The sequence below is a fragment of the Nocardia nova NBRC 15556 genome (genome assembly GCF_001613005.1).
GTDB lineage: Bacteria > Actinomycetota > Actinomycetes > Mycobacteriales > Mycobacteriaceae > Nocardia > Nocardia nova.
The window spans coordinates 110582-134608 of record NZ_BDBN01000001.1 but is presented as its reverse complement, the minus strand read 5'-3'; the positions used below and the strand labels follow the sequence as shown (position 1 = coordinate 134608).

The following is a 24027-nucleotide window of genomic DNA, read 5'->3' as shown; positions in this document are numbered from 1 at the left end:
CTGACTATCTCCGTTGCCCTGGAGCATACGTGTTCCCCGACACACCGCATCCGTACCGGGCCGCACGGGCACGCGACGGCTACGACAATCCGCGCAATACCGACAACATCCCGGCGACCGCGACCGGCCACGGAAACTGTTCGGCCCGTGAGCGCGCGGCGCGCCGTCGCTGCGCCGCCGGACGGGCCAGCACATCGGTGACGGCCTCGGCGAAGGCCGACGGGTGATCGGCGGCCACGGCCCCGCATTCGGCGGTCACGATGTCGGCCAGCGCCGAGGAACGACTGGCCACCACCGGGGTGCCGGCGGCCAGCGCCTCGAGCGCGGCCAGCCCGAAGGTTTCGTGCGGCCCGGGTGCGAGCGAGATATCCGCACTGGCCAGCAGGGTCGCCAAATGCGTTCGGTCGTCGATGAATCCGGCGAAATGTACGCCCGGACGCCCGTCGGGCAGCGCGGCCACACCGCGCGCCTGCCGGACCAGCGCGTCGCGGCGCGGCCCGTCTCCGGCTACCACCAGCCGCACGTTCACCCCGCCCCGGCGCAGCTGATCCACGGCCTCGATACTGCGATCGACCCGCTTCTCCACCGACAGCCGCCCGCAGTGCACCACCAGATGCGAGCCCCCGAGCCGCGCGCGCAGGGCCCGATCGTGGCGATGCGGCGCGAACAACTCCAGATCCACACCCAACGGGACGAGGGCTACATTCGGAGCGTCGATCCGGTCGAATTCCGCGCGGGCGAACGCGGTGGTGCAGACCACCATGTCGTAGTCGGCCGCGGTGCGACGATTGGCGACGTCGGCGGCCCGCCGTGCGACCGAGGTGGGCAGCACCTGGCCGAGCAACCGGTCGAGGCGCTCGTGCGAGATCATCACCGACGCGACATCCCGGCGGCGGGCCCACCGCCCGAACCCCCGCAGCGTCAGCCGGTCCGACACCTCGAGCGCATCCGGCGCCAGCCCGGCCAGCAGATCCGCGACTCGACGGGGATCGGCCGCGCGATATCCGCCCGTCCACGGAATCCCCAATGCCGGCACGGTCATCCGCACCACACCGTTGGGCAGGACCTCCTCGTCCCGCCGCGCGCCCGGAACGATCAGCACCACCTCGTGCCCGGCCGCCACATATCCGGCGCCGAGATGATGCAGTGCGGTGCGAAGCCCGCCCGAACGCGGCCCGTAGAAGTTCGCCAGCTGAGCGATGCGCACGCGCCGATCGTTCCCGCCCCGCGAACCGGCGGGACGAACACCGGATGAATACTCGCCGAAGGATGCACCAACCGCCCGCACCGCCCTGTCACGACGCGTCACCCGGCGGCGGGCCGGACCCGGATCATGCCGTGGGCGCGCTCGGACCCCAAGCGCGACAGCTCGGCGCGCACCGAGATCCATTCGGTGTCCTCGAACCGCAGCCGAAACACGAGTTTTCTTGCCGGGGAGTCGATTTCACCGGCAAATACGGCCGCGAACGCCGCCCGGTAGTCCCGCTGATCATCCGGATGCACGACCGGCCGTTCGGTGCTCCACCGTTCCAGCGGCGGTGGCGGCGGACTGATCCACTCGTACACCAGCCCCATCGCCAGTTCGACGAAGCCGACACCGGCGTCGGCCGACCGCGACACCGCCCGGGTGATCGCCAGATCGGTATCCGGGCGCGGCGGGCTGACGTCGGTGATCTCGTGCAGCAGCGCCCGGGTGACGTGCGCGGTGCGGGTCGAGGCGGCCAGATGCGGATCCTCGCGATGCACCCGGATCACCAGCTGAAAGTTGCGCACCATCTCGTCGTCACCGCGAATCGCCAGCTCCCCCTGCCAGCGCCCGGCCGGGTCGGTGCCCGCCACCACCGCGGTGTAGGCCATCCGCTCGTCGAAGCGCACCATCCGCCCGAACACCTCCGGCGGCGTGCGCACGACCCGCACCTGGTCGGGGGCGCGGGCGAAGGCGAGTTCCTCCAGGCCGGGGCCGTGGTGGGCGAGTTCGGTATCGGAATCCCAGTCCCATGCCGCGACCGCGCGCCGCGGCGGCGGTCGCCGTCCCTCGGCGCCGACCCACAGCTGCACCCCGTGCACCGCCCCGAACGAACAGAAGACCGGCACCGCGATCGCGGTCCAGCCGCCCTCGGACAACACGATCCAGCCGTCGGCCGTGACCGCCCCGGACGTCGCGGACGGAACGGCCGCTGCCGCGGTATCGACGGCAGCGGCGGCCAGCGCGGAGGCACCCGCCCCGAGCGAGCGCCCGGCGCGCGACAAACTCGTCCATTCCCGGACGCGCGACCCGTCGGCGACGATGGTCGGACCATTCGCGGGCGCGAGCGTTTCCACCAGCAGCCATGGCGAACCCACGGATTCGGCGCCTGCCATACCGAGGAATCAGATCCGATGCGCCCCACGGGAAACCCGCGGGAGTTCGAGGTCGAGCGGGATCCGCCCCTCCGCCAGATGCGGTTCGGCCTCGTCGGCGGGCATCGGCCGCGCAATGAGGAAGCCCTGCGCCCGGTAGCAGCCCAGGCCGACCAGGGTGCGCGCGGCGACCGCCGTCTCCACGCCTTCGCCGACCACCCCGAGACCGAACGAACCGGCAAGTCCCACAATGGATTTCACGATCGCCAGATCGTCGGTACTGGCGCCGAGCCGCTGCACGAAACCGCGGTCGATCTTCACCGCGTCCACCGGCAGCGCCTTGAGATGCGACAGCGAACTGTAGCCGGTGCCGAAATCGTCGATCGCGATCTGCACGCCCATGCGCTTGAGTCCGCGCAAGGTCACCTGGGTGCGGGTCAGATCCGAGACCACGACGTGCTCGGTGATCTCCAGACATACCGAACTGCCGTCGATTCCGTGCCGGCGCAGCACATCCTCGACGCATTCCACGAAGTCCAGGCTCACCAACTGCACCGGTGAGACGTTGATCCGGATCACCACGTTCGAGGCCAGCCCGGCGCGCCGCCATTTCGCGAATTGCGCCAGGGCCGTGCGCAATACCCAGCGACCGAGTTCACCGGCCAGATTCGTCGCCTCGGCCACCCCGACGAACGCACCCGGCGGCAGCAGCCCGCGGGTGGGATGCTGCCAGCGCACCAGCGCCTCGAGCGCCACGATGCGCCCGGTCCGCAGGTCCACCTCGGGCTGATAGTGCAGCAGCAGCGAACCGTCGGAGACGGCGCCGCGCAGATTCAACTCGACGTCGTCCTGCAGTTCGAACTGCGCGCGCATGGCGTCGGTGAACACCGCGACCCCGTTGCCCCCGCCGGATTTCGCCGACAGCAACGCGTGGTCGGCGCGGCGCAACAGATCCGCGACGGTGGTCTCGCCCGGCATGCCCAGCGCCACACCCACACTCGCGCCGCGACTGACCGTTTCGCCGCCGACCGACACCCGGCGGGTGATCAACTGCTGAATCCGGGTCGCCTCGAGTTCGGCCGCGACCGGATCCACGGGTTTGGCCGGCACGATGACGAATTCGTCGCCACCCAGCCGCGCGATCATGTCGTTCGGATCGAGGTGTTCCTTCAGCCGCGCCGACAGCGTGCGGATGAAATTGTCACCGGCGGTATGCCCCAGAAAATCGTTGAGCGCCTTGAGCCGATCGAGGTCGAGGAAGAATGCGGCGACCGGTCCCGAACTGCCCGGCCGCAGCCGCTCCTCCATATGTTCGAGCAGGGCGCGCCGGTTGGCCAGTCCGGTCAGGTCGTCGTGCAGGGCGATGTAGCGCAGCCGTTCCTCGGCCACCACCCGGGCCTGCAATTGCGCCAGCAGCGCCGCGATCGCCTTCAGGACGTTGATCTCCCGGGTGCTCCACTGCCGATCGCCCCGTTTCATGAATCCGAGCAATCCGGTCGGCTCACCGCGCGACATCAGCGGAACGGTCGCGGTCGTCACATCGCTCAGTCCGGAACGGCGAATCGTCTCCTGATAGTCGGAGAATTCCGGGGTGGGGCGGGCGATCATCGGTTCGGTGGCGTGTTCGACGGCTCGGAACACCGAATCGGCCTGCTCGAAATACACCACCCGCAGCGGGTCGGGGTCGGGCACGTCCTGGCGTTGCGGCCATTCGGCGACCAGGACCGTCGCCCGGCGTTCCCGGTCGGTATGGCGGACGAAACTGAAATCGACGTCGAAGTAGTCGACCAGTTTGGCCAGCACTCGTTCGGTCGCCGCCACCATCGTCGTGGCGTCGACACCCATCAACTCCGCGGCGACCTGGGTCACCAACGAGTCGAGTGTTCGCCGAGGCACCTTGTCTCCGATCGCGCTATCCACGGCATGTCAAGGGAAGGACGTCCACGCCCCGAGCGTCGATGAATTCGCCCTGAACCGACGCTAGTGTATCGACGTATTGCGATGAAATCGCGGTGAGTTCGCGGAGAGGTGCGGCGGAGAATTCGCCGAGGACCGCGACGGGGCCCGTCCGGCGGGGTCGCACAGGGTGGTCAGCAGCCATATCGTCGCAGCGCCTCCGGTGCGACATCCAGCCCAGTCATACGGTTCCTACTCTGTTGCTGCGCGGCGCGGCGCGATCTTTCGGCCACCTCCGCTCGGCATGCGGTACCGCCGGTGTCGGGTATGGCCACCTAGGGAAGTATCCGTCATCCCTCCGGAATTGACCAGATGTCCGGCAAATCTTCCGAAACCTGAGCGCGGCGCACGGTATCGATCGAGGTCATCCAGTCGGTGTCATACACCGCACAGAACAAAAAGACCGCCCGGTTCCCATTTGGTTACCCGTTGGCAACCGAAAATCACACCAGAATTGAGATGAACAACTCCAGCCGGTCGGGACCACGCCACACCTCGATCTCCTCGCGATAAGCGCGGGTGATCTCGGCCGACGCGGTGGCGTCGTCGACCTGAGCCCAGACGTCCTCGACCGGATCGTGATAATCACCGTTGGGTTCGAATCGGGCATATACGCCCTTCGGGACGCGAATCATCACATCGCCGACCGGCACCTGTTTCGGCGCCTGATATTCGTAGCTGACCAGCACGTTGTAATTTCCGGCCGGGTCGGGCACGTACACGGTGTAGAGCGGACCGCCGATCTCACGATCGCGCAGCCGGTCCCGCAGGAATTCGATCAGTTCGCTGTTGCTGACCTTGAAACTCGGCCGGACCCGCGGCACCACCAGACCGCCGTAGATGGCCGCGTCGCGGACCACGATCGAATACGTCATCGGGGGTCTACCGCCAGGTACAGATCGATCTTGTACGCGTGCGGATAGCATTCGAAATCCCCGGTGAAGGTGCGTTTGATCTGATTGTGTTCCTCGGCGTAGGCGATCTGGGTCCACAGGTCGGTCATGATCTGCGGGAAATTGCCGACAGCGGAGAAACGCGCATAGGCGCCGGCGGGCAGACGGGACACGATATGCCCGCGCGTCACCCGGTCGAACGAGAGGCATTCGTAGCCGACGATCTGGGTGTTGAACGTGCCCAGATCGTGGGCGTAATCGGTATAGGAGCAGGCCAGCGGGCCGCCCAGTTCCTGATGCAGGACGGCGGCCCAGGCGGCCTCGAGATCACGATCGCGCAGTTCTCCGAGGGCACGTTTCGGACTGCGCACCGGTAGCCCGGCGACCCACGTCTCGTCCCGCTCGACGATTTCGAACTGCATGCAAGAACTCTCTCGATGTGATCGCGTTGGGCCGCGCAACCGGTGCTGCGGCGGACCGTCCGGCTGGAAACGCCATGCTATCAACATCGAAAGCTACGGACCTGCACGTCTGCTGCCGGGACAGCTGATCATCCGACCGGTCCGGTACCAGCGACCTGTCGGCTTTTCGACCGACAGCGGCCTCCGTCCCGGGAATCGGGGATTCTCGTCGCCACCGCGAACACCTCGCGCCGGATCGAACGAATCGCCCACATGCCACGAATCGGCAGATACCGGACGGCGTGGCGTAGATCGCAAACGGTCAGCTATCGGAAGGGGTAGGTGTGACACGACCGCCACCGAACGGGCAGACTCGCAGGGGCATCGACCGAACGGAGGACCGATGGTGCGTCGCACCAGCCGCAGCGAACCACCGAACGCCGGCGCGGCGGCATCCGCCGACTATCCCGACCTCGAGGCCATGGATACGGCACTGACCGAATGCCGCGCCTGCCCGCGACTGGTCGCCTGGCGCGAGCAGGTCGCCCGCGAGAAGCGGGCCGCCTTCCGCGACGAAACCTACTGGGGCCGCCCGGTCACCGGTTTCGGCCCCGCCGACGCCGCCATGCTGCTGGTCGGCCTCGCCCCCGCCGCCCACGGCGGAAACCGCACCGGCCGCATGTTCACCGGCGACCGCAGCGGCGACGTGCTCTTCGCCTCCCTCTACGCCATCGGCGCCGCCACCCAGCCCACCGCCACCCGCCGCGACGACGGCCTCCGGCTGCTCGGCACCCGCGTCACCGCCCCCGTGCACTGCGCGCCCCCGGACAACAAACCCACCATCGACGAACGCGATCGCTGCCGGCACTGGCTGATCAACGAACTCGAATTACTCGCCCCGACAGTCCGTTCCGTCGTCGTCCTCGGCGCCTGGGGCTGGCAGGCGCTCATGCCCGCCCTCACCGCGGCCGGCTGGCAGGTCCCCCGCCCCCGCCCCCGATTCGGCCACGGCGTCCACTATTCGATCGACCCCGCCCGGCCCGGCCGCCACCGCCTCGAACTGTTCGGCAGCTACCACGTCAGCCAGCAGAACACCTTCACCGGCCGCCTCACCCCCGCCATGCTCCGCAAGGTCCTCAGCGAAGCCGCCACCACCGCCGGCCTCCACCTCACCCCACCTACCCCCGAACCCACCTGACCCCGCATTTCCCCACATCGACCAGCCGATTCGGAATCTCCGGCCGCCACCTGCTAAAGTTCTCCTCCGTTGGCCCGGAAACGAGCCACGGGGCTATGGCGCAGTTGGTAGCGCGTCTCGTTCGCATCGAGAAGGTCAGGGGTTCGATTCCCCTTAGCTCCACTTTGATTGCAGGTCAGGGCGGGTTTCCTCCGCCCCAATACCTACCTCGTTGGTCGGTTCTTCCAACAAAGTCCCAACTAATTCGCTGCGCGTGGTGCGTCAGAACTGTCCGCTGACGGCTCTGTCCAGCGCATCCGCAGCTGCTCGGTGGGCTCGGCCTCGGGCCATGTAGTGGCGTTGGGTCATGGCCGGGTCGACGTGCATCAGAACGTCGGCAGTGACGCGGGCCGACAGACCGGCGTCGTCGAGGATCGTGGCGACCGCGCCGCGGAAACTGTGGGCGGTGACGTCCTCCGGGATGCCCAAGGCGTCTCGGACTCGCTGCCACTCGTGGCCGACGTTCTGCGGATCGCGCAGCGTCCACACCGTGGACGGGAAGACCAGATCCAAGACCGTCGCGTTCGGATCCGGCGGTGACGCGAGTCTGCGGGCGGCCAGCGCGACCTTGCGGCGGCGCAACATCTCCACCGCGAACTCCGGCAGCGCGATCACTCCGCGACGGTTCTTCGGATCGTCGTCCTTCTCCACCCGCACCAGGCCTTGGCCCTTCACGCGGACAACCTTGCCGCTCACGCGCAGCGTGCAGTCATCGAGATCGATATCCGACCAGAGCAGACCCAGCGTCTGGCTGCGGCGCAGCCCGGTAGCCGCGAGCAGGGTCACCCAATCGGCCAAATCGGTGCTCTCGCAGTAGTCCCAGACCGTCGGCGCCGTGTATGACTTCACCGGCGTCCCGCGATTGCGTTCCGCGCGAGACAGCTTGCGCGGGCACGGCAGCCGCGAGGTCCGCACCGCCGCGAGCATGAACCGCAGCTCCTCGATGGTGATGTCGCGAGCGCCGCCGGTGCGGCCTTTGGCTTCGATGTTCTTGGTCAACTGCGACTCTCGGACAGGATTGACGCTGAGCGCGTCCTTGCGGACTGCGTAGCGGAACATCCCCGACAGCACATTGCGTCCGGTCCGCATCGATGAAGGCCCTTTGGCAGCGCCAAGGCTTTTCAGGAACGCCTCGACCGACGACGTCGTGACCTCGAGCAGCCGTCGCTCACCGAACGCGGTGTTGAACAACTCCGCCACCACGTCGTACCGCTCGAGCGTCCCCGGCGCACGCCCCTGCTCCTCCAGATACGCGCGATACAGCAGCCACAGCTTGCGAACCGTCGTCGACTCCGACAACTCGCCGCCGAGGTCGACCCGGATCATGGCCGCCGCAGCCAAAACCTCATCCAGTGCCCGAGAGCCGTTGCGGTCGGGAATCTTCCGGCCACGCGCATCGAGCCGCACCGGCGACACCCGCTTGAGGTCACGCCGCCGCCCGGACGCATCGCGCACCAGAAGCCGAGCACACCAATGCCCCGGCGACAACTCCGTCAGCATCGGCGAACCGGGAACCCCGATCGCCCGCGCCGGCCTCCCTCGCGTCATCGCCAGTTCCGATCAGCCGGTCTCACTCTTCGTCCAGCGCATCCAGCGCCGCATCCAAAGCATCGAGATCCCAACGAAAGTCCTTCCCCACACGCTTAGGCTTGGGCAGCCACGGATATCTGTCTCGTTGCCGGTTCCAGCGCCGAAGGACTTCCGGATGCACCTGAATATGCGCAGCGGCTGCGTTGGTGGTCACCCATCGCCGGATCGGCCTGGCCGGATACTCCGCCTCAGAAGACATCGGATCGCGGTCAAGATCAAGCGAGATATGTTCGCTGAGAATTAGCCAATCCAGCGGGTGGTCCGTCGATCATGGAGATCGAGGTTCGGTTTCGACCGCTCGGATAAGGGCGCCGCGCAACGACGGCACACAGACTCGCGGGGAATGAGGACGAGCGTTCCTTTGCCACGACAACTCCTGACAGGTCTGTTCAGAGACCAGCCAGCTCCTCGCCTACGCCACGATACCGGCAGGCAGTCAAGCTGCGCATCGACTGTCGTGCACCGAGCGGCGGGGCGACTGCGCCGCTCAGCTATTCATGAAGGCGGCGCCAATCCCGCCACCGCGCGAATGCGCCGCGGCCGAACTCCTCGCGGACCTGAACCAGTTGCGTTGTGTGGTGCAATCGCAAGGTCAGCCGTGGTGGAAATTGCTCCGTGTAGCTGAATCGGGACCACATACCGTAACCGAGGTAGTACTTGTTCAACCCGGCCGAAAATGCCTCGCCGACCACGTCTTCATTGCCACCGACGAACAGCTTCTCCGACTTCGGCTGCCCGGGATCCGGCGGCACGGCGTACCTCGCCGCACGGTAGTCCCACATCGTTCCGTCCGGCAACGGCGTCCGGCGGCGACGGGGCTCCTGCGCCAGGAAGATCACCGCGGTGGGGTGGGTGAGCGTCGTCTCCGGTTCGGATAAACGGTTGCGTAGCACCCATATTCGCTGCGGTATGTATAGGAAATTGAGCCATTCGACACGCTCACCACGACACTCAGCGCTCCACTCGGTATTCACCTCGGCACCACGGCTGGCATAGTCCTCCAACAGCGCAGCGATCTTCGCCGCTGTGTTGAGCACCTGGGTCAGCCGCTCCGCGACAGACAGCCCGCCGCCGGCGCTTTCATTCCCGTTGGCTGGACCGAACGCTTCCGGCACCACCAACCGATACCTCGGAGGCCCCGCCGAGCGTTCTCGAACCAACGCTCCACCGCTGTCCGCACGGATCACACGAATCCGCTCATCGATGTTGTAGACGCACTGCTCGTCGTGCTGATTCCTGCTCCCTCGCAGGGGTTTACGCCGAAAGTAGGGCCGCTGTGGACGAGACTTTTCCTTCGGCGGTGAATACACCGGATGCACCACAGCGTCGCAGTGTGCACATCGCAACACACCGCTCGGCCATGTATGTCGCATCGCTGGAATATCTTCGGCCCGAACGATGGTCGGTGGCGTGGTGTCGATTCGACGGGCCTCCGGCATCGAAACCGTCGATTGATGCTCCTCGAGATCCCCCATCTACCAACTATGACGCCCTGCGGCACAACAGTTTTCGGCAATCCGACAACGTTTCGGCATCGACAACCACATGACCGCCACGTATTATCGGAAGAAGCCGCACACCTCACGACGAACACAACGAGCAGACAACCTAGCGCCCCTCACCTGCACACGCAGAACGTGACTTTCTCTCGCGCATAACTCATTTCATTCACCTCTCTTGCGAACCCGCGGCACGACCAGGCCCTCCCCTCTCAGGGCGGGGCCATCGCCTGTCTCCGACAAGAGGTGTCCTGCCATGAGTTCTTCCGACCTGCTCACCGTCGCGCTGGACCTCACCCGAGGCTGCTACGCGCCCGCACCCCAGAGCGCCGCCAGCCCCCAGATGCACGCACTCCGCCGCAAGGGCTACAGCGGCGATCGGACACTGGTGTGCGCACTCTGCTACGCCGAGCACAACCAACTCGTCCCCCTCATCGTGCGGGGTCGACCCAACGGACAACGACGACCACACTTCGCGCACCCGGCCGGGCTCGCACCCGGCGGCGGGCAACACAGCCCAGAGTCGGTGTGGCACTTGACCAGCAAAACCCTCCTCGCAGAATGGGCGAGGACACAACCCGGTGTTGTCGAGGTCCGAAACGAGGTCGCACTACCCCGCAACGAACGCCGCAGCGACGTCCGCGTGTTCTTCGCCGACGGCAGCCAGGTCGCGCTGGAAGTCCAGAGCTACTCCCTCACCGACGAGCAATGGCAAGGCCGGCACGACGCATACCGAAGAAACGGCATCGTCGACGTCTGGATCTGGCACCCAGACACACCGACCCACTGGATCGTCCTCCGCGAACCGAACATCGACCAGCAACTGTGGACCATCGACCCCGCCCGCGAGCTCGTCAATCTGATGCTGGCAGAACCCCACAGCCCGCCAGCGAGCGGCGACACACCTCAAGACGACACCGATTACGCCATCCGACACCTACCGCCCTGCATCGGCGACAGACTGACCGCCGCCACGCACCCGCTGACCGAGCTCACGCTTACCCAATCGGGCATCCCGATCCCGCAAAGCCTGCGGCAGCAACTGACCGACGAACGTCTGCGCCATGACCGTATCGAGCAAATCAAACGGCGCCCTCGCGAACTTGTAACGCCCCGAACCTCGGCTGGCGCCCCTCCACCCAGCCCGCAAACCGCCACTCCCCCAACAAAAACTCCACAGCCGCCGCGCTCCGGCACAATCGCTCAACTGAAATGGATCGAACTTCAGAACACCTTCATTGCCGCCGGCCATCACCCCGACTACCGAGACGCGCCTTCGCTTCGCCGTCCCCGCCCAAGACCAACCATCCACTGCACCACCTGCGGCTACCTACTCTCACCAACCGTCAACGCGGACACCATCACCCCGTGCACACGATCCCACCACGCCCAACCGAGCCCACAGGACCACGATGCGATGTCCACACCGGACCAGATTCCACTCTTTTAGGAAGAACACCCGAACGGCTTGGCCGGATGAATCGCACCTCCGCACCGAATGCATATCGTTTGCTGGGTGTGAGGATTCGGCCCTCGACGTTTCATTACGAGTGACCGAGATTGTGTCTCGCCCGCGTGCGCCGGTCCAATCAGTCCGGTTCGGCGGCCGGATTCTGTCCGAGCAGTCCTACAGAATCCGGCCGCTGCTTGCCCGTCTTGACACACTGACGGCACATTGAATTCATCACCTGACCTGCTGGAACAGACTGTCAACCGCACTATATCGCCAGCGGATTCGTGATATCCGTATCCGGCGGCACGTAGCCCCATGCCGGTCATGTGTTCGTCCGGTCGCGATGTCGTAGATATCGGTGATCTCGGCGAGGTCAGGCGGTATGCGTCCGCGCAAGTGCCCCAGGTCGGGCACGATCAGCAGTTCAATTCGGTGCGATGTGGCGTAATCCAGCAGAGCTTCGGGGACGGTAAGACCATTACTCCTGGTCAGCCCTGCGTAGTGGTATCCGAGATGAGCTGCGATCTGCCTCATCCTCGAGTTCAGCCCGTGGATCGTGCGTACCAGGTCGACGCACACATAACCCATTGCACGAGCGGATGTTTCAGGTCTCGTCTCTGACTGGTCGACTCACTGACCTAACTTGACTTGGCATCGTCCGCATGCGGCGCTCGGCGACCAGCGCTCCGCGTTGCCAGCACCCGCGCTGAACTCCGCGGCATCTGCCACCGCCCGCCCGGCGGCCAAGTCCAAACCGACGGCATCCGCTGTCCCGCCCGCGACGTCGGCGACCATGAGGCGGACGGTGGATCTGATCTGACGCTTATCGCGGACGAGAGTCCAACGGTCGATGGCTGGCACGTGCGCGATCCAGTGGGCGCCGCAGCAATGCACTTTGACCAAGTAGGGCACCACGTCACCTCCGGCGGGTGGAGCGATGCAACCGGCCCGCGGATTCGAGCACCTGCAACGCCGCCACCTTCTGCCGGCACTTCACCGATTCGTTGTGCAGGTGGATCTGCGTAAGACGTTGTGCCTGCCCGATAGTAAGCGGGCCAGGGTCGAATGCGCAGTGGTCATAGTGGGGGTAGTCGTTCGGTTCGTCCGACCCGTTCTCGAATCGGATCGCGAGTCGAACGGTCGCGTAGTCGACGTTCACGAGGCCACCCCCAGCACACCAGGCGCCGCGAACCCGGACGGTATGGCGAACTCCGGGTGAGGGTTCAGACTGAGCCGGTACATGACTCGTTCGCCCGTGAACGCTGCCCGTCCGTGCAGCCACCGATGGTTGTGCAATACGTAGCCCTGTCCCGGTTCGAGGGGGAACCTGGCGGTGTGGCGGTCGATCGCGGCGTCGAATGTCGGCAGCCATCGCCGGACCTCGGGTGAATACTTCACCAGGTCATCACGCCGGTATCGGATCCGGATGCGTCCGCCCTGAGCGTGCTCGAAAACCGAGCCCAGATAGCCGGAGGCGCCGCCGAACAACGCTGTTCGAGGTTGCGTCAGCGCTTGCACAGCGTCGGGTTCAGTTCGCGCGAGATCGTCGTACACCGCGCGCCCGTCGATGACGATGCACTCGCCGCCGGTCGTGCTCTTGCGGCCACAGAGAACGAGCAACAGCGCCGGCGGTTCCAGCACTCCGGACCGGTCGGTGTGAGGCGGTAGGGCTCCGGTGCCGAATCCCTCGAATCCGAGCCGCTGCGCGAGTCCCGCCCGGTGTTGCAGCGCGGTGACGCCGTCACGGTCGCTGTCCCGGTGCGGGACAATCTGCCCGAGGGACGCTCCCAACGTAACCAGTTGCGCGCGTGAGCGGATCCTGTCGAATCGGGCTATCCCGTCAGTGGCGAGGTCCGTCGCCACCCGTGCCGCCCAATCCTGCTGTACGTCAACGATCATGCTGAAACCGTGCGCTCCGCGCGTTTGCTGTGTCCACTGACAAACTGTCACCGCCAACCGTCCGACCAGCGGCTCGACGCGGTGCTAGCGTCGCGGGCATGACCTCCGGATACGTGCCGCACATGTACTCGATCTCGATCAAGGGCGTCGTCGTGCGTGACGGGCGGGTGCTGCTGCTGAAGAACGAGCGCGAAGAGTGGGAGTTGCCAGGCGGCAGAATCGAACCCGACGAAACGCCGGAAGAGTGCGTGGCCCGCGAGATCACCGAAGAGACACAGTGGCCGGTCACGACCGGACCGATTCTCGACTCGTGGATCTACTACATCGACGAGGCCGAACGGCACGTGTTCATCGTGACCTATGGCTGCTACCCGGACACCGACGCTGAGCCTGTGCTCTCCCACGAACACAAAGAGGTTGGCTTGTTCGCCGAGAAGGAGATAGCCGCGCTCAACATGCCTGACGGCTACAAGCGGTCGATCATGACGTGGTTCGCGCAACTGAGGGCACGCAACTGAGGACAGCAGAAAGCGTCTAGGGGGTGGACCAGTGGCCGACAGTAGGTGCGCGTCGTGCGGTGTGACGGTCAGTCGATACACCGACGGTCCCGTATGCCCCACGTGCGCGACGAACGCCGATCGTGGCCACTCGGTCGTCCAGGCTTCCACCGTGACGTCCGCGGTCTGGCTGTGGGCTACCCCGGAAGCCTCTACCGCGATAGCGACCAGGGACTTGCCCACGATCCTCCGGGCGTACCGGCGCATCAACGGCACGAGCCAGGCGGCTCTGGCGGAATTGCTGGGCTACGACAAGTCGTACGTGTCCATGCTCGAGACGGGTCGCCGAGCGATCAGCGATGTCGGCACCCGTAGGCATATAGCCGCTCGCCTCTCACTGCCTGCGCATGTACTCGGCGTGACCGACGTCGACGATGCCGAGTACCGGACGATGCTCCAGTTTGGTGACAGCACCGTGCGTCTCGCCGAGATCGCAAGACAGGCAGGTCGGGCGGTCGAAGCGGTCAACGAATTATGGCCCCTGGTCGCGCGTCTGGAAGCGCGGGCAGCCGAAGGACACATGGAACGCGACAGCCTGGCACTACTCGCGCGAGCGCGCGTCGCACTCGGAGTCTCGCTCGGCACCGTGTTGCCCGAAGAGCGTCTGTCTTCCGCGGCCCGATGGACCGGACTCGCAGTCAAAATAGCTGCCCACCTTGATGATCCGAACTTCTACGCACTTGCCCTTCGAATGCATGGGAATGAGTTGCGAAAGGCCGGCCACCCCGGCGCCGCGGTCGCCCGACTCGACCACTCCCTACAGTTGTCGAACGAACCAGCCGACCAGGGCAGTGCTCTCGCCTTCATGTGCCGAGCAGCAGGCGAACTCGGCGACGCCGAGCGATTCGACAACGCGCTGAGCGACTACCGCAACTTGCTCGACAAAAACGCCGGTAGCGGCTTGCTGTTCCAGCCGTTCACGCTGCGAGAGATCGAACTTCGCGGACTCATGGGCACCGGACGGATCATGCCAGCTTGCGGACTGGTCCACCGTCAGGCCGGGAGACCCGCTGCGCCACAGTGGTACATCATCGAGCGGGTGACCACGGGCGAAGTCCTCGTGGAGAGCCGGGACGTCGAGGGCGCCGTCGACGCGTTCACCGACGCAATCGACTCCGCGGAACGTCATCGGCTGCCCCACCAGATCCAGCGCGCCGTACGCGCGGGGGCGAAGGCTGGCCTGTTCGACTTGGTCGACGCGGGACGAGCAGCCCTCGAACGCACCCAGTCAAGGCTCACCGCACGGTAGCCGATTTGCGGACAGGGCCGCTGTTCGAGCATCGATGTGCCGCTGGAAAGCGCTAACAAGCTCGGTGAACCCACGACCGGCGAGACAGCCGCAGCCGACTCACCACCGCCCAGCCTGACCCACCCCGTCGCGCCCGACCCCGTCCGGCTCGACGCTGCCACATCGGTGTTCCGAATGCTCGGGCCCCACCCGGCTCCACCTGCTGTGGCTACTCGCCGACGACGAAGCCGACGTCACCGCCTCACCGAAGCTTGCGGCGGCTCCCGCACCGCCGTCGGCCAGCACCTGGCAAACTACGCTTCACCGGCATGGTCGACACCCGCCGCGAAGGCCGCCGCATCGTCTACCGCGTCCGCGACGGCCACCTCGCCCACCTTGTCCGCGATGGACTCAACCTCGCCGACCAATCGTCGCCGGCGAACTCTCCCACGGATAACACCGCAACGACCTACCGCGCGATAGCGTCGCAACGCGCGAATACCAGGGTTCGATGCCCCCGTGTCAGTCGACATCGGTCACGATATCGACGCACACGCGACCGCCGATGACACCGAATTCGACCCGGCACGGGAAGGCCGAGACACGGCGGTAGCGAGGCTGTGATGGTGGGCAGCCAGCATGGTCCACGCCCAGTTCCGCAGCGCGTCGGGCAATCGGCGACTGGTGCCGTCGGCGAGGCGCGGGTAGAGATCACCGGCCCCAACCGGGACGTGAATATCGATCCCGACCACGAGCCGCGCTGTACCAAGGCATGTATCGGCCACGCGGCGCGGCGCAGCATGGTCGGGCAGAACGCCGGGCGATGACCACTCCCACGTTCACCCACGCCAACAACCAGTTACTCCCCACACATCACCACCCCATACTCACCCCCACCACAACTCCACACCACCACAACTCCCCCACACCCACATTCACACATCACCCACTCTTCACACCCACATTCACACATCACCCACTCTTCACACCCACATTCACACATACATACGCAGACCTCCTGCACTCCGGCTGAGAATTTCCTTACGACGTGGCGAAACGGCGAGAATTGATACAAACTCAGTCCCTTGCCGCCCTCGCGATCCGAATGTCGTTGGGTGTCTGATGGATACGTGACAGCGACGCTGCACAAGATCCTCGCCGGCACCAGCTACCTGTACTACCAACGCCAGGTAGCCGCCGCCGATGCCACCGACCTCGGCGCATCCAGCCTGGCCGACTACTACTCCACCCGCGGCGAAGCGCCCGGAACCTGGCACGGCACCGGCCTTGCCGCCCTCGGTATTTCAGCCGCCGAACAGGTCACCGAGAACCAGATGCGGTCGCTGTTCGGCCTCGGCCGACACCCCAACGCCACCGCCATCGAATACGAGATCGTCACCGAAGCGATCGAAAAGGGCGCCAAACCCAAAGACGCTGTCCATGCGGCCAAACAAGCCAGCCGGCTCGGCAAAGCCTTCTCGGCACGCCACGGCGACAACCAATTCCGCACCCGGTGCGCCCAGGCATACCGGCAACACAACCTCTCCCGAAGTCTCGACGCCAACGCCGCCATCGACGAAGACACCCGCGCTCGGATCCGGACAGAGGTCGCGACAACGATGTTCGTCGAAAACTACGACCGCCCACCGCTGGATGATCGCGAACTCTCCGGGTTCGTCGCCCGCATCTCCCGCCCGCAATCGGCAGCGGTCGCTGGGTTCGACATCACCTTCTCGCCTGTCAAAAGCGTCTCCGCACTGTGGGCCATCGCCCCAAAACCCATCGGCGACGCCATCCAGGCCGCCCACAACGCGGCCGTCGACGACGCCATCGCCTGGCTCGAAAACAACGCCACCTATACCCGTTTGGGCACGCATGGTGTGCGGCAGGTCGACGTCGAAGGACTGATCGCCGCACGGTTCACTCATCGCGAATCACGCTCCGGCGACCCCGACCTGCACACCCACATGCTCATCGCCAACCGAGTACGCACCCTTGACGGGAAATGGCGGACCCTCGATGCCACCCACATCTACCGCAACCTCGTCGTCGTCAGCGAGATCTACAACACCCGCCTCGAACACCACCTCGAAACCAACCTCGGCATCCAATTCACCGAACGCCCCGCACCCACACCCAACAAACGACCCATCCGAGAAATCACCGGCATCCCAACCGAGTTGATCCGACACTGGTCGAGCCGCGACACCGCCATCACCCACCGGCTCGACTCCCTCGCGGTGTCGTTTCAGCAGCAGCTCGGGCGCGAACCGACACCGAAAGAGTTATTCGCCCTCGCAGAGCGCGCCACCCTCGAAACCCGCCCCGCCAAACACCTTTCCCGCTCCTACGCCCAGCAACGCCACGACTGGCACACCGACGCAGCCGCCCTGTTCGGCGGACCCGACGCTGTCGAGAACACCATCAATTCGGTGCTCAACCGGCCTGCGAATGCTCGTCCGACAGTCGATGAGGCGTGGATTTCCCGCGCCGCCGACGAGGTTGTCGATGTCGTTTCCGGGCAGCGTTCGGTGTGGCAGCACCACCACATCCGCGCCGAAGCCGAACGCCAAACCCGCGGCCACATTCACCCGACGCAGTGGCCGAACGTCGTCGAAGTTGTAGTCCGCGAGGCCCTATCGCCTGCAAGATCTATCGCGCGTGGCGACCCGGACATCACCGCCGAACCCGTTCTCCAGCATCCCCCGACAATCTTCCAACGCCGCGACGGCACCAGTGTCTACACCGTTCCCGGCAGTCAGACCTATACCTCCGCACGCCGGCTCGGCATCGAACAACGCCTCCTCGACCTGTCGCTACAGCCCGGCGCACGCACGCTTCCCGCCGATGTGGTCGCCTCGGCGATCGACTCCTACAACACCGATCCCGCCAACTTCGGCAAGCCGTTGAACCCGGGCCAGGTCGCCGTCGTCACCGAATTCGCGTGCTCGCCCCTGCGGATCGGTGTCGCGAACGCGCCCGCCGGCACCGGGAAAACCACCGCGATGCGCGTGCTCGTCAACGCGTGGCACGCCTCCGGCGGCATCGTCGTCGGCCTCGCCCCCACCGCCGCCGCAGCCGCAGTGCTGGCCGAAAACACCGGTATCCGAGTCGAAACCGTCGACCGCCTCCTCCACATCCTCGACCAACACACAGCCACCGCTCAGCCGATCACCGACTCTCCATACCCGCCACAGTTGCCGGAATGGCTGCTGCAGATCGACGCCCGCACACTGGTCGTCATTGACGAGCACGTCAAACTCGGCGACGACAAACGGCTACGCCTGTTCGAATTCCTCACCCACCGCGACGCCACCATCCGCTGCCTCGGCGACACCGCGCAACTACCCTCCATCGAACCCGGCGGCACCGCCACCGACCTCACAGCCACCCACACCGTCACCATGACCGACGTCGTCCGATTCGCCGACCCCCACGAAGCCGCCGCCAGCCTCGCCCTCCGCGAGGGCGACCCAGCCGGTCTCAGCTACTACCTCGACCACCAGCGCATCCACTCCGGCACCCCGGCCGCTATCGCGGACAAGACCTACATGGCATGGTTCGCCGACCACCACGCCGGACGAGACACCCTCATGCTCGCCCCCACCCACGACCTCGTCACCGAACTCAATACCCGCGCCCGCACCGACCGACTCACCCGCACGCTCGCCCCGCTCGGTCCGGAAGTCGTTGTCGCCGAACGAGAGTGCGCGTCGGTCGGGGACATCATCTGCACCCGACGCAACAACCCCCGCCTGGGTCTCGGCGACCGGGACTGGGTGCGCAACGGCTACCGCTGGACGATCACCGACGTCCACCCCGACGGCAGCCTCACCACCACACACCTGCGCACCGGCCGACAACCCGGCGCCACGGCCCATTTGCCCGCCGATTATGTCGCCGAACACGTGCGCCTCGGCTACGCCATGACCATCGACTCCGCCCAAGGCATCACCGTCGACACCTGCCACACCGCACTCACCGGCAACGAATCCCGCAACCAGTTCTACGTCGCCATGACCCGCGGCATCCACGCCAACCACGCCTACATCCCCACCACCGACGGCGACGAACACTTCCCCTGGACCGAACCGGCCGTCCTTCCCCGCACCAGCACCGAAGTCCTGCAACGCATCCTCGCCCGTGACGCCACACACGCCAGCGCCCACGCTGATCTCCGCGACACCCTCAACCCGCACAAACGGCTCGGTCGCGCCATCGACACCTACCACGACGCCATCGGCGTGGCCGTCGAAACGGCTCTCGGCCCCGATGCTCTCGACCATCTAGATCACGCCGCAGAACAGCTATTGCTCGGCCTTACCGACGCGCCCGCCTACCCCGTCCTGCGCCAGCATCTCGCCACCCTCGCCATCACCGGGCTTGACCCGGTCCTCGCCCTCCGACGGGCAGCACATGAACGAGAACTCGATACCGCACACGACCCGGCCGCCGTCCTCGACTGGCGCCTCGACACCACCGGCACCCACTCCACCCACGGCGGGCCATTGCCCTGGATCCGCGCAGTCCCCGCCGAACTCCCCGACAACCAGACCACCCAACAGCTCCACGCACGCGCCCGCATCATCACCACAATCGCCACAGAGATCAATGCAGACGCCCACACATGGACGCCTGCGACGGCGCCCCCATGGGCGCATCCGCTACTCCAAAATCGCGACCTCACAGCACAACTCGCGATATGGCGGGCCGCCCGCCACGTCCCCGACACCGACCTGCGACCCACCGGACCCCGCCGCTACCCGGCAGTCGAGCGCAACCACCAACAGCATCTCGACACCCAAGTCGTCGACACCCTCGGCGACCTGCACACCGCCACCCACACCTGGTCCGGGCTCGCCAAACGCATCGACACGCGCCTAACCACCGATCCGTGGTGGCCGGTCCTCGCCCAGCACCTCGACACCGCCGCCGATGCCGGCCACGACATCGACACCCTGCTCACTGACGCAGCCACTCAACGACCACTCCCCGACGACATGCCCGCCGCAGCCCTCTGGCACCGACTCGACCTCACCAAAGCACCTTCAGGACCGACCCGAAATGCCGACGCGGAAACAACCCCCGCACCGTCACCGCACGCGCGAGCGATACAAGACGCCATCGATATTGCCCAGCCAGACGGTACGGAATTCGATGGTTTCGAGCCAGACCTTCCCGACCACGCGGAACCGGACATCGGCGCCCGGCCTGGCTATGACCTCGATCTGTAGAGGTTTACATCATCAATCGGCGACACCGTGCTGGTGCTGTTCGTGCTCGGCACCGATACGAGCGAGGATGCCGACCGCCGCCGACCCGCGTGCGGCAATCTCGTGCATCGCCCTGAAAGCGTCGTCGTAGACAGCGATTTCGGAAGGGCGGGTCACGGTGAGTTCCGCGCTGATCGTCTCGACCATCACGCTGTCTCGGTCGAACATCGCGAACCCATGCGAGCCGATCGGCGCCGCAGCCGCCAGTGGCACGATCGATAGATCGACCCGCGGGTTCCCAGCGTGGCCGATGAGCGCCTGTAACCGAGCCGCCATGATCGCCGCCGAATCGACGACCTGATGCAGGGCGGCCTCACCGATGATGAAGGCGAAACGTCCTCCCTTCGAACACAATATCCGCTGTCGCGTCATTCGCACCGCAACGGCTTCCTCGATATCGTCACGTCCGCCCGAACCAACCTGCGGCACTCGGTCAGGATACCGCGGCCCCATCACCGCGAACTGCTCGGCCGCGTCAAAATGCGAGAGTTACAACACTTTACGAACCGCGCTGCTGCAGCGAACGAAAGGCCACGAGCGGACGATTCAGATGTCGCCGGCCGCATGCAAGGAGTTGTACATCTGCGCCGCGCTGGCGATGCCGACCGGGATTCCGAGCAGCGCGGCGCCGGTCACGCCGCCGATCCCGGCACCGATACCGGCACCCATGACGCAGCCGAGCGCGGCTGCGGGCGCCGCGATCGGACCGGTGGGAATGGCGACGAAACCACCGGTCAACGCGCCGGCGAGACAGCCGACGCCCAGGCCGACGACTCCGCCCGCGAGGGTGCCGACCCCTGTTGCGAGACCGAACTGCGTTGCTGCCACCCCGAGTGCACCGTTGAAGTCGGCGGACGCGTCGACGTCGTGCACGACGGGTTCAGCAACTGGTGTGGGCTCGGGAGCAGCCGCGAGTTCCGGCGCCGCCGCGCTCGCGTCGGCGCCGGCGAGCTCGGCGCGGTGTTGGGGCGCAGGGGCGTTCGCGACGTGGGTTGGATCGGTCCGGGCGGCGACGGGCCAGTCGGCAGGATTCTTCGACGTGGTCAGCGGCGTACCGGCGACCAGGCTGCCGCGGCTGTCGACGACCTGAAAGTCGCCGCCGCGTGTCGTCAATGAGCCGAACGGGGTGTTCACCACGACCGAGCTGTCCACGACGCTGCCGGTGTAGGCGACGGCGGGGGCGATGTCGACGTGGATCGGCGCTGGTTCGGCGGGCGCCGCATGCGCGGTCCCACCTGTGAAGGCGGCGACGGCTGCCACCGATCCGATGGTGGCCGCAATTCTGTTGTTCTTCATGGGCTTTCGCTTCCGTACGTCGGTTTCCTGCATGGTGTGCCCGCAGTGCAGCGGTCGTTCGTCTGTCGCATTGGTGGTGGCAGAGCGCCGACGCCGTGTCAGCGCTTGTCGGCGGGAATGGAGCCTTGCCGCGGGTCGCCGGCACGGTCCGCGAGGGCCGCGCCGCGCCGGGCATTGCGGCGGCTTCCATTGACCATGTCGTTGAACCGGTCGACGGCCCAGATGGTGCGTAATCCGTTGCGGCTCATCATCATCGGCCGCGGGAACCTGGGCTTGTCGTGCCACAACGTCTGCAGGTCCTCGTGCCGCTCACCGTCGACGATCGCATCGGCGATGAGGGTGCCGACGTAGGGCGCCTGCGCGAGCCCGTGTCCGTTGCAGGCGATCGAATAAAGGATGTTGTCGCCGATCCGGCCCGCGACCGGAAGCCAGGACGAGGTGATCGCGATCCATCCACCCCAGGCACGCGCCACCGCGACATCCGACAGCGATGGGAACCGCCTCGTGAAGGCTCCAGCGAGCTCCTCGACCAGGGCTGGGTCCGGAGCCTTCTCCACGAGCGGGTAGCTCGTGCCACGCTCGAGCCGGCGTACGCCGAACACGATCGTGTTACGCGGAGTGAGTCGGTAGTTCTCCATGATGTTGTGTTGGGTGACGACGCCCATGCGGCTCGTCCATCCGAGGGCGGCGATCCGTGCGGGGTCGATCGGCTCCGTCTCCACCTCGACGGTGTAGATGGGTACCGAGAGGTGCTTGGGGGTGATGTCCCACTCGCCGGCGTACGCGTTCGTTGCCAGCACCACCGTGTCCGCCCGGACGCTGCCGTGCGCCGTCGTGAGGACGACTCGGGCGCCCTCGCGTGCGATGTCGGTGACCTTCGTGTGCTCGAAGACCCGAGCGGACGATCCGAGCAGGACCTGGCGCATGCCGAGGCTGAACTTGCCCGGGTTCATTCGCCCGCCGATGACCTCGCGCATTCCTCCGAGAAACCCACGCGGGATGCCGAGTTCCTCGCTCGTGCCCACCTGGACGTGTCCGCCGACTCGCGTCAGTATCTTCGCCACCCGGCGCACCCGGCCCATCTGTCCACGCGAGACCGCGGCGAAGGCGTTCCCGGTCGCTTCGTACTCACAGTCGATGTCGTGTTTGTCGATGAAGTCCTCGACGTGGTGCGCGGCATGCTCGGCGAGCCGGATCATGCCCGGCATCTTCTTGCGGGACAGGATGTCGAGCAGTTGAAGGTCGCCGCCGGGGGCGCCCGCCAGTTGACCGGCGTTGCGCGAGCTGGCTCCGTGCCCACAGAATGTGGCCTCCAGCAGCACCACGTCTCGCCCACGCTCGGCAAGCCGCAGTGCGGTCGACATGCCCCCGATGCCGCCGCCGACGACGGCGACCGCACAATCGAGGTCGCCGGACAGGGCGGGCCGGATGTCGTGTGGCGGGTCGACCCAGCCGGTGAACGTGGTGTATTCGACGTTGTCGGTATTCATCCGATTGTTCCTCGCTTACATATTCGGGATGAGTGGTCCGGCACGCTCAGGAGCGAACGGCGCTGTGGGCGTCCGGGGCCGGCTCGATGCCGCGCGCCACGTTGTGGTCGTGCAGCGCGCCGTAGGCGCGGAAGTAAACGAACATCTGGAATCCCCAGGTAGTGAGCGCCAAGATGTAGAAGCCCGTGCGGTATTCGTCGTCCGGGAACGGGAAGAAGTCGTACATCAGCACAACCGCAGTCGCCGCCGCACTGACCAGCCCGGTCGCGATCGCGGGAGCCTTGGCGCCGATCTTCCAGAGCCGCCACACGAAGTAGGCGAGGAAAATCGTGGTGAGAACGTTGACTACCACGTAGAACGTGGCCGGGCCGAGGTGGAGCTCGTGGCCACGGAACTGCTGGAGATAGAGGCCTGCGGCGATCGCAAGGCCGAAGGCGCCGACGTCGACGGCGACGCCAGCTTTGTATCCGTGCGTCACACGCATCAGCCCCAGGACAAGGATGAGCGTGATGCCGACCGAGCGGGAGAAGGCGTCGAAGAAGTACGCGACGTCGTACAGGGGGCTCCCCGTAGGGCTTCCGAGCAGGGACCATACCAGGAAGTTGGTGCCCGACGTGGCGACAATCATCCACTCCAGGCCGAGCAGATAGTTGCGATAGCGCCGGACGAAGCGCCATCCGTAGCGGTAGCCGACAACGATCATCCAGAGATCGGCCACAAAAAAGAGCAGTTCCTTCATGTCATCAGTTCCTCGTGTGAGTCATGCCTTCGTCACTGCAGTGAAGGCCGGGTGAAGATCCGGTGGCTGGCGGCCGACCCTGCGATCTGGATCACACGCTACACTAAATCGGTCATCTGATTAAAGTGTTTGACTAAGAAAGTGGACGTGCTCTGTCGTGCTAATCTCGATCTTGA

18 protein-coding genes and 1 tRNA gene are annotated in these 24027 nt (G+C 66.0%); 6 read left to right on the top strand and 13 right to left on the bottom strand.

Features of this window, described 5'->3' with window-relative positions; translation table 11 throughout:
• Positions 1-79: 79 nt before the first annotated feature.
• The 5 genes from NN2_RS00590 to NN2_RS00570 form a co-directional block, all read right to left on the bottom strand.
• Positions 80-1207 carry a glycosyltransferase gene (locus NN2_RS00590; protein ID WP_030515192.1) on the bottom strand — a complete coding sequence of 376 codons (1128 nt, stop codon included), beginning with the start codon at positions 1205-1207 and terminating at the stop codon, positions 80-82.
• Between the two features lie 98 nt (positions 1208-1305).
• Positions 1306-2361 carry a GAF domain-containing protein gene (locus NN2_RS00585; RefSeq protein WP_063009288.1) on the bottom strand — a complete coding sequence of 352 codons (1056 nt, stop codon included), beginning with the start codon at positions 2359-2361 and terminating at the stop codon, positions 1306-1308.
• Positions 2362-2370: 9 nt separating this feature from the next.
• Positions 2371-4185, bottom strand: coding sequence for a putative bifunctional diguanylate cyclase/phosphodiesterase (locus tag NN2_RS00580; RefSeq protein WP_051755924.1), 1815 nt, complete (start codon positions 4183-4185; stop codon positions 2371-2373).
• 554 nt (positions 4186-4739) lie between these two features.
• A complete protein-coding gene (locus NN2_RS00575; protein ID WP_030515189.1) occupies positions 4740-5171 on the bottom strand; it encodes an effector binding domain-containing protein in 432 nt (143 codons plus the stop codon).
• Positions 5168-5611, bottom strand: coding sequence for a GyrI-like domain-containing protein (locus tag NN2_RS00570; protein WP_030515188.1), 444 nt, complete (start codon positions 5609-5611; stop codon positions 5168-5170). The genes NN2_RS00575 and NN2_RS00570 overlap by 4 nt, the downstream gene beginning before the upstream one ends.
• A gap of 460 nt (positions 5612-6071) precedes the next feature.
• On the opposite strand from NN2_RS00570, the gene NN2_RS00565 reads away from it, so the two are divergent.
• Positions 6072-6788 carry a uracil-DNA glycosylase gene (locus tag NN2_RS00565; RefSeq protein ID WP_063009455.1) on the top strand — a complete coding sequence of 239 codons (717 nt, stop codon included), beginning with the start codon at positions 6072-6074 and terminating at the stop codon, positions 6786-6788.
• An 89-nt stretch (positions 6789-6877) separates the two neighbouring features.
• A tRNA-Ala gene (locus NN2_RS00560) sits at positions 6878-6950 on the top strand.
• Between the two features lie 99 nt (positions 6951-7049).
• On the opposite strand, the gene NN2_RS00555 is transcribed toward NN2_RS00560, so the two are convergent.
• The 3 genes from NN2_RS00555 to NN2_RS36830 all read right to left on the bottom strand — a co-directional run bounded on the left by NN2_RS00555 (position 7050) and on the right by NN2_RS36830 (position 9892).
• Positions 7050-8375: a site-specific integrase gene (locus NN2_RS00555; protein ID WP_082856615.1), complete on the bottom strand. Its 1326-nt coding sequence runs from the start codon at positions 8373-8375 to the stop codon at positions 7050-7052.
• A gap of 22 nt (positions 8376-8397) precedes the next feature.
• Positions 8398-8571 (bottom strand): hypothetical protein, encoded by a 174-nt coding sequence (locus NN2_RS36835; RefSeq protein WP_156511177.1) that lies wholly within the window; start codon positions 8569-8571, stop codon positions 8398-8400.
• 337 nt (positions 8572-8908) lie between these two features.
• On the bottom strand, positions 8909-9892 hold the full coding sequence (locus NN2_RS36830) for a hypothetical protein (protein WP_156511176.1): 984 nt from the start codon (positions 9890-9892) through the stop codon (positions 8909-8911).
• Between the two features lie 280 nt (positions 9893-10172).
• On the opposite strand from NN2_RS36830, the gene NN2_RS35910 reads away from it, so the two are divergent.
• Complete coding sequence (locus NN2_RS35910; RefSeq protein WP_082856614.1) at positions 10173-11366, top strand: competence protein CoiA family protein; 1194 nt, start codon at positions 10173-10175, stop codon at positions 11364-11366.
• Between the two features lie 1158 nt (positions 11367-12524).
• On the opposite strand, the gene NN2_RS00530 is transcribed toward NN2_RS35910, so the two are convergent.
• Entirely contained in the window at positions 12525-13268 is a 744-nt protein-coding gene (locus NN2_RS00530; protein WP_063910621.1) for a TauD/TfdA family dioxygenase, read from the bottom strand.
• 98 nt (positions 13269-13366) lie between these two features.
• On the opposite strand from NN2_RS00530, the gene NN2_RS00525 reads away from it, so the two are divergent.
• The 3 genes from NN2_RS00525 to mobF all read left to right on the top strand — a co-directional run bounded on the left by NN2_RS00525 (position 13367) and on the right by mobF (position 20287).
• Positions 13367-13786, top strand: a complete 420-nt coding sequence (locus NN2_RS00525) for an NUDIX hydrolase (RefSeq protein ID WP_063009274.1) — start codon at positions 13367-13369, stop codon at positions 13784-13786.
• 151 nt (positions 13787-13937) lie between these two features.
• Positions 13938-15074: a helix-turn-helix domain-containing protein gene (locus NN2_RS38030; RefSeq protein ID WP_218021976.1), complete on the top strand. Its 1137-nt coding sequence runs from the start codon at positions 13938-13940 to the stop codon at positions 15072-15074.
• 1109 nt (positions 15075-16183) lie between these two features.
• The gene (mobF, locus tag NN2_RS00515) at positions 16184-20287 is read left to right on the top strand and encodes a MobF family relaxase (protein WP_063009272.1); all 4104 of its coding nucleotides are present in this window, start codon (positions 16184-16186) and stop codon (positions 20285-20287) included.
• Between the two features lie 12 nt (positions 20288-20299).
• Here the strand turns inward: mobF and NN2_RS00510 are convergent, their stop codons facing one another.
• The 4 genes from NN2_RS00510 to NN2_RS00495 form a co-directional block, all read right to left on the bottom strand.
• A complete protein-coding gene (locus NN2_RS00510; RefSeq protein WP_156511175.1) occupies positions 20300-20755 on the bottom strand; it encodes a Scr1 family TA system antitoxin-like transcriptional regulator in 456 nt (151 codons plus the stop codon).
• Positions 20756-20872: 117 nt separating this feature from the next.
• The gene (locus NN2_RS00505; protein ID WP_063009268.1) at positions 20873-21622 is read right to left on the bottom strand and encodes a DUF8020 domain-containing protein; all 750 of its coding nucleotides are present in this window, start codon (positions 21620-21622) and stop codon (positions 20873-20875) included.
• A 98-nt stretch (positions 21623-21720) separates the two neighbouring features.
• Positions 21721-23112, bottom strand: a complete 1392-nt coding sequence (locus NN2_RS00500; RefSeq protein ID WP_063009266.1) for an NAD(P)/FAD-dependent oxidoreductase — start codon at positions 23110-23112, stop codon at positions 21721-21723.
• Between the two features lie 46 nt (positions 23113-23158).
• Positions 23159-23851 carry a hypothetical protein gene (locus NN2_RS00495; RefSeq protein WP_063009264.1) on the bottom strand — a complete coding sequence of 231 codons (693 nt, stop codon included), beginning with the start codon at positions 23849-23851 and terminating at the stop codon, positions 23159-23161.
• Between the last annotated feature and the right edge of the window lie 176 nt (positions 23852-24027).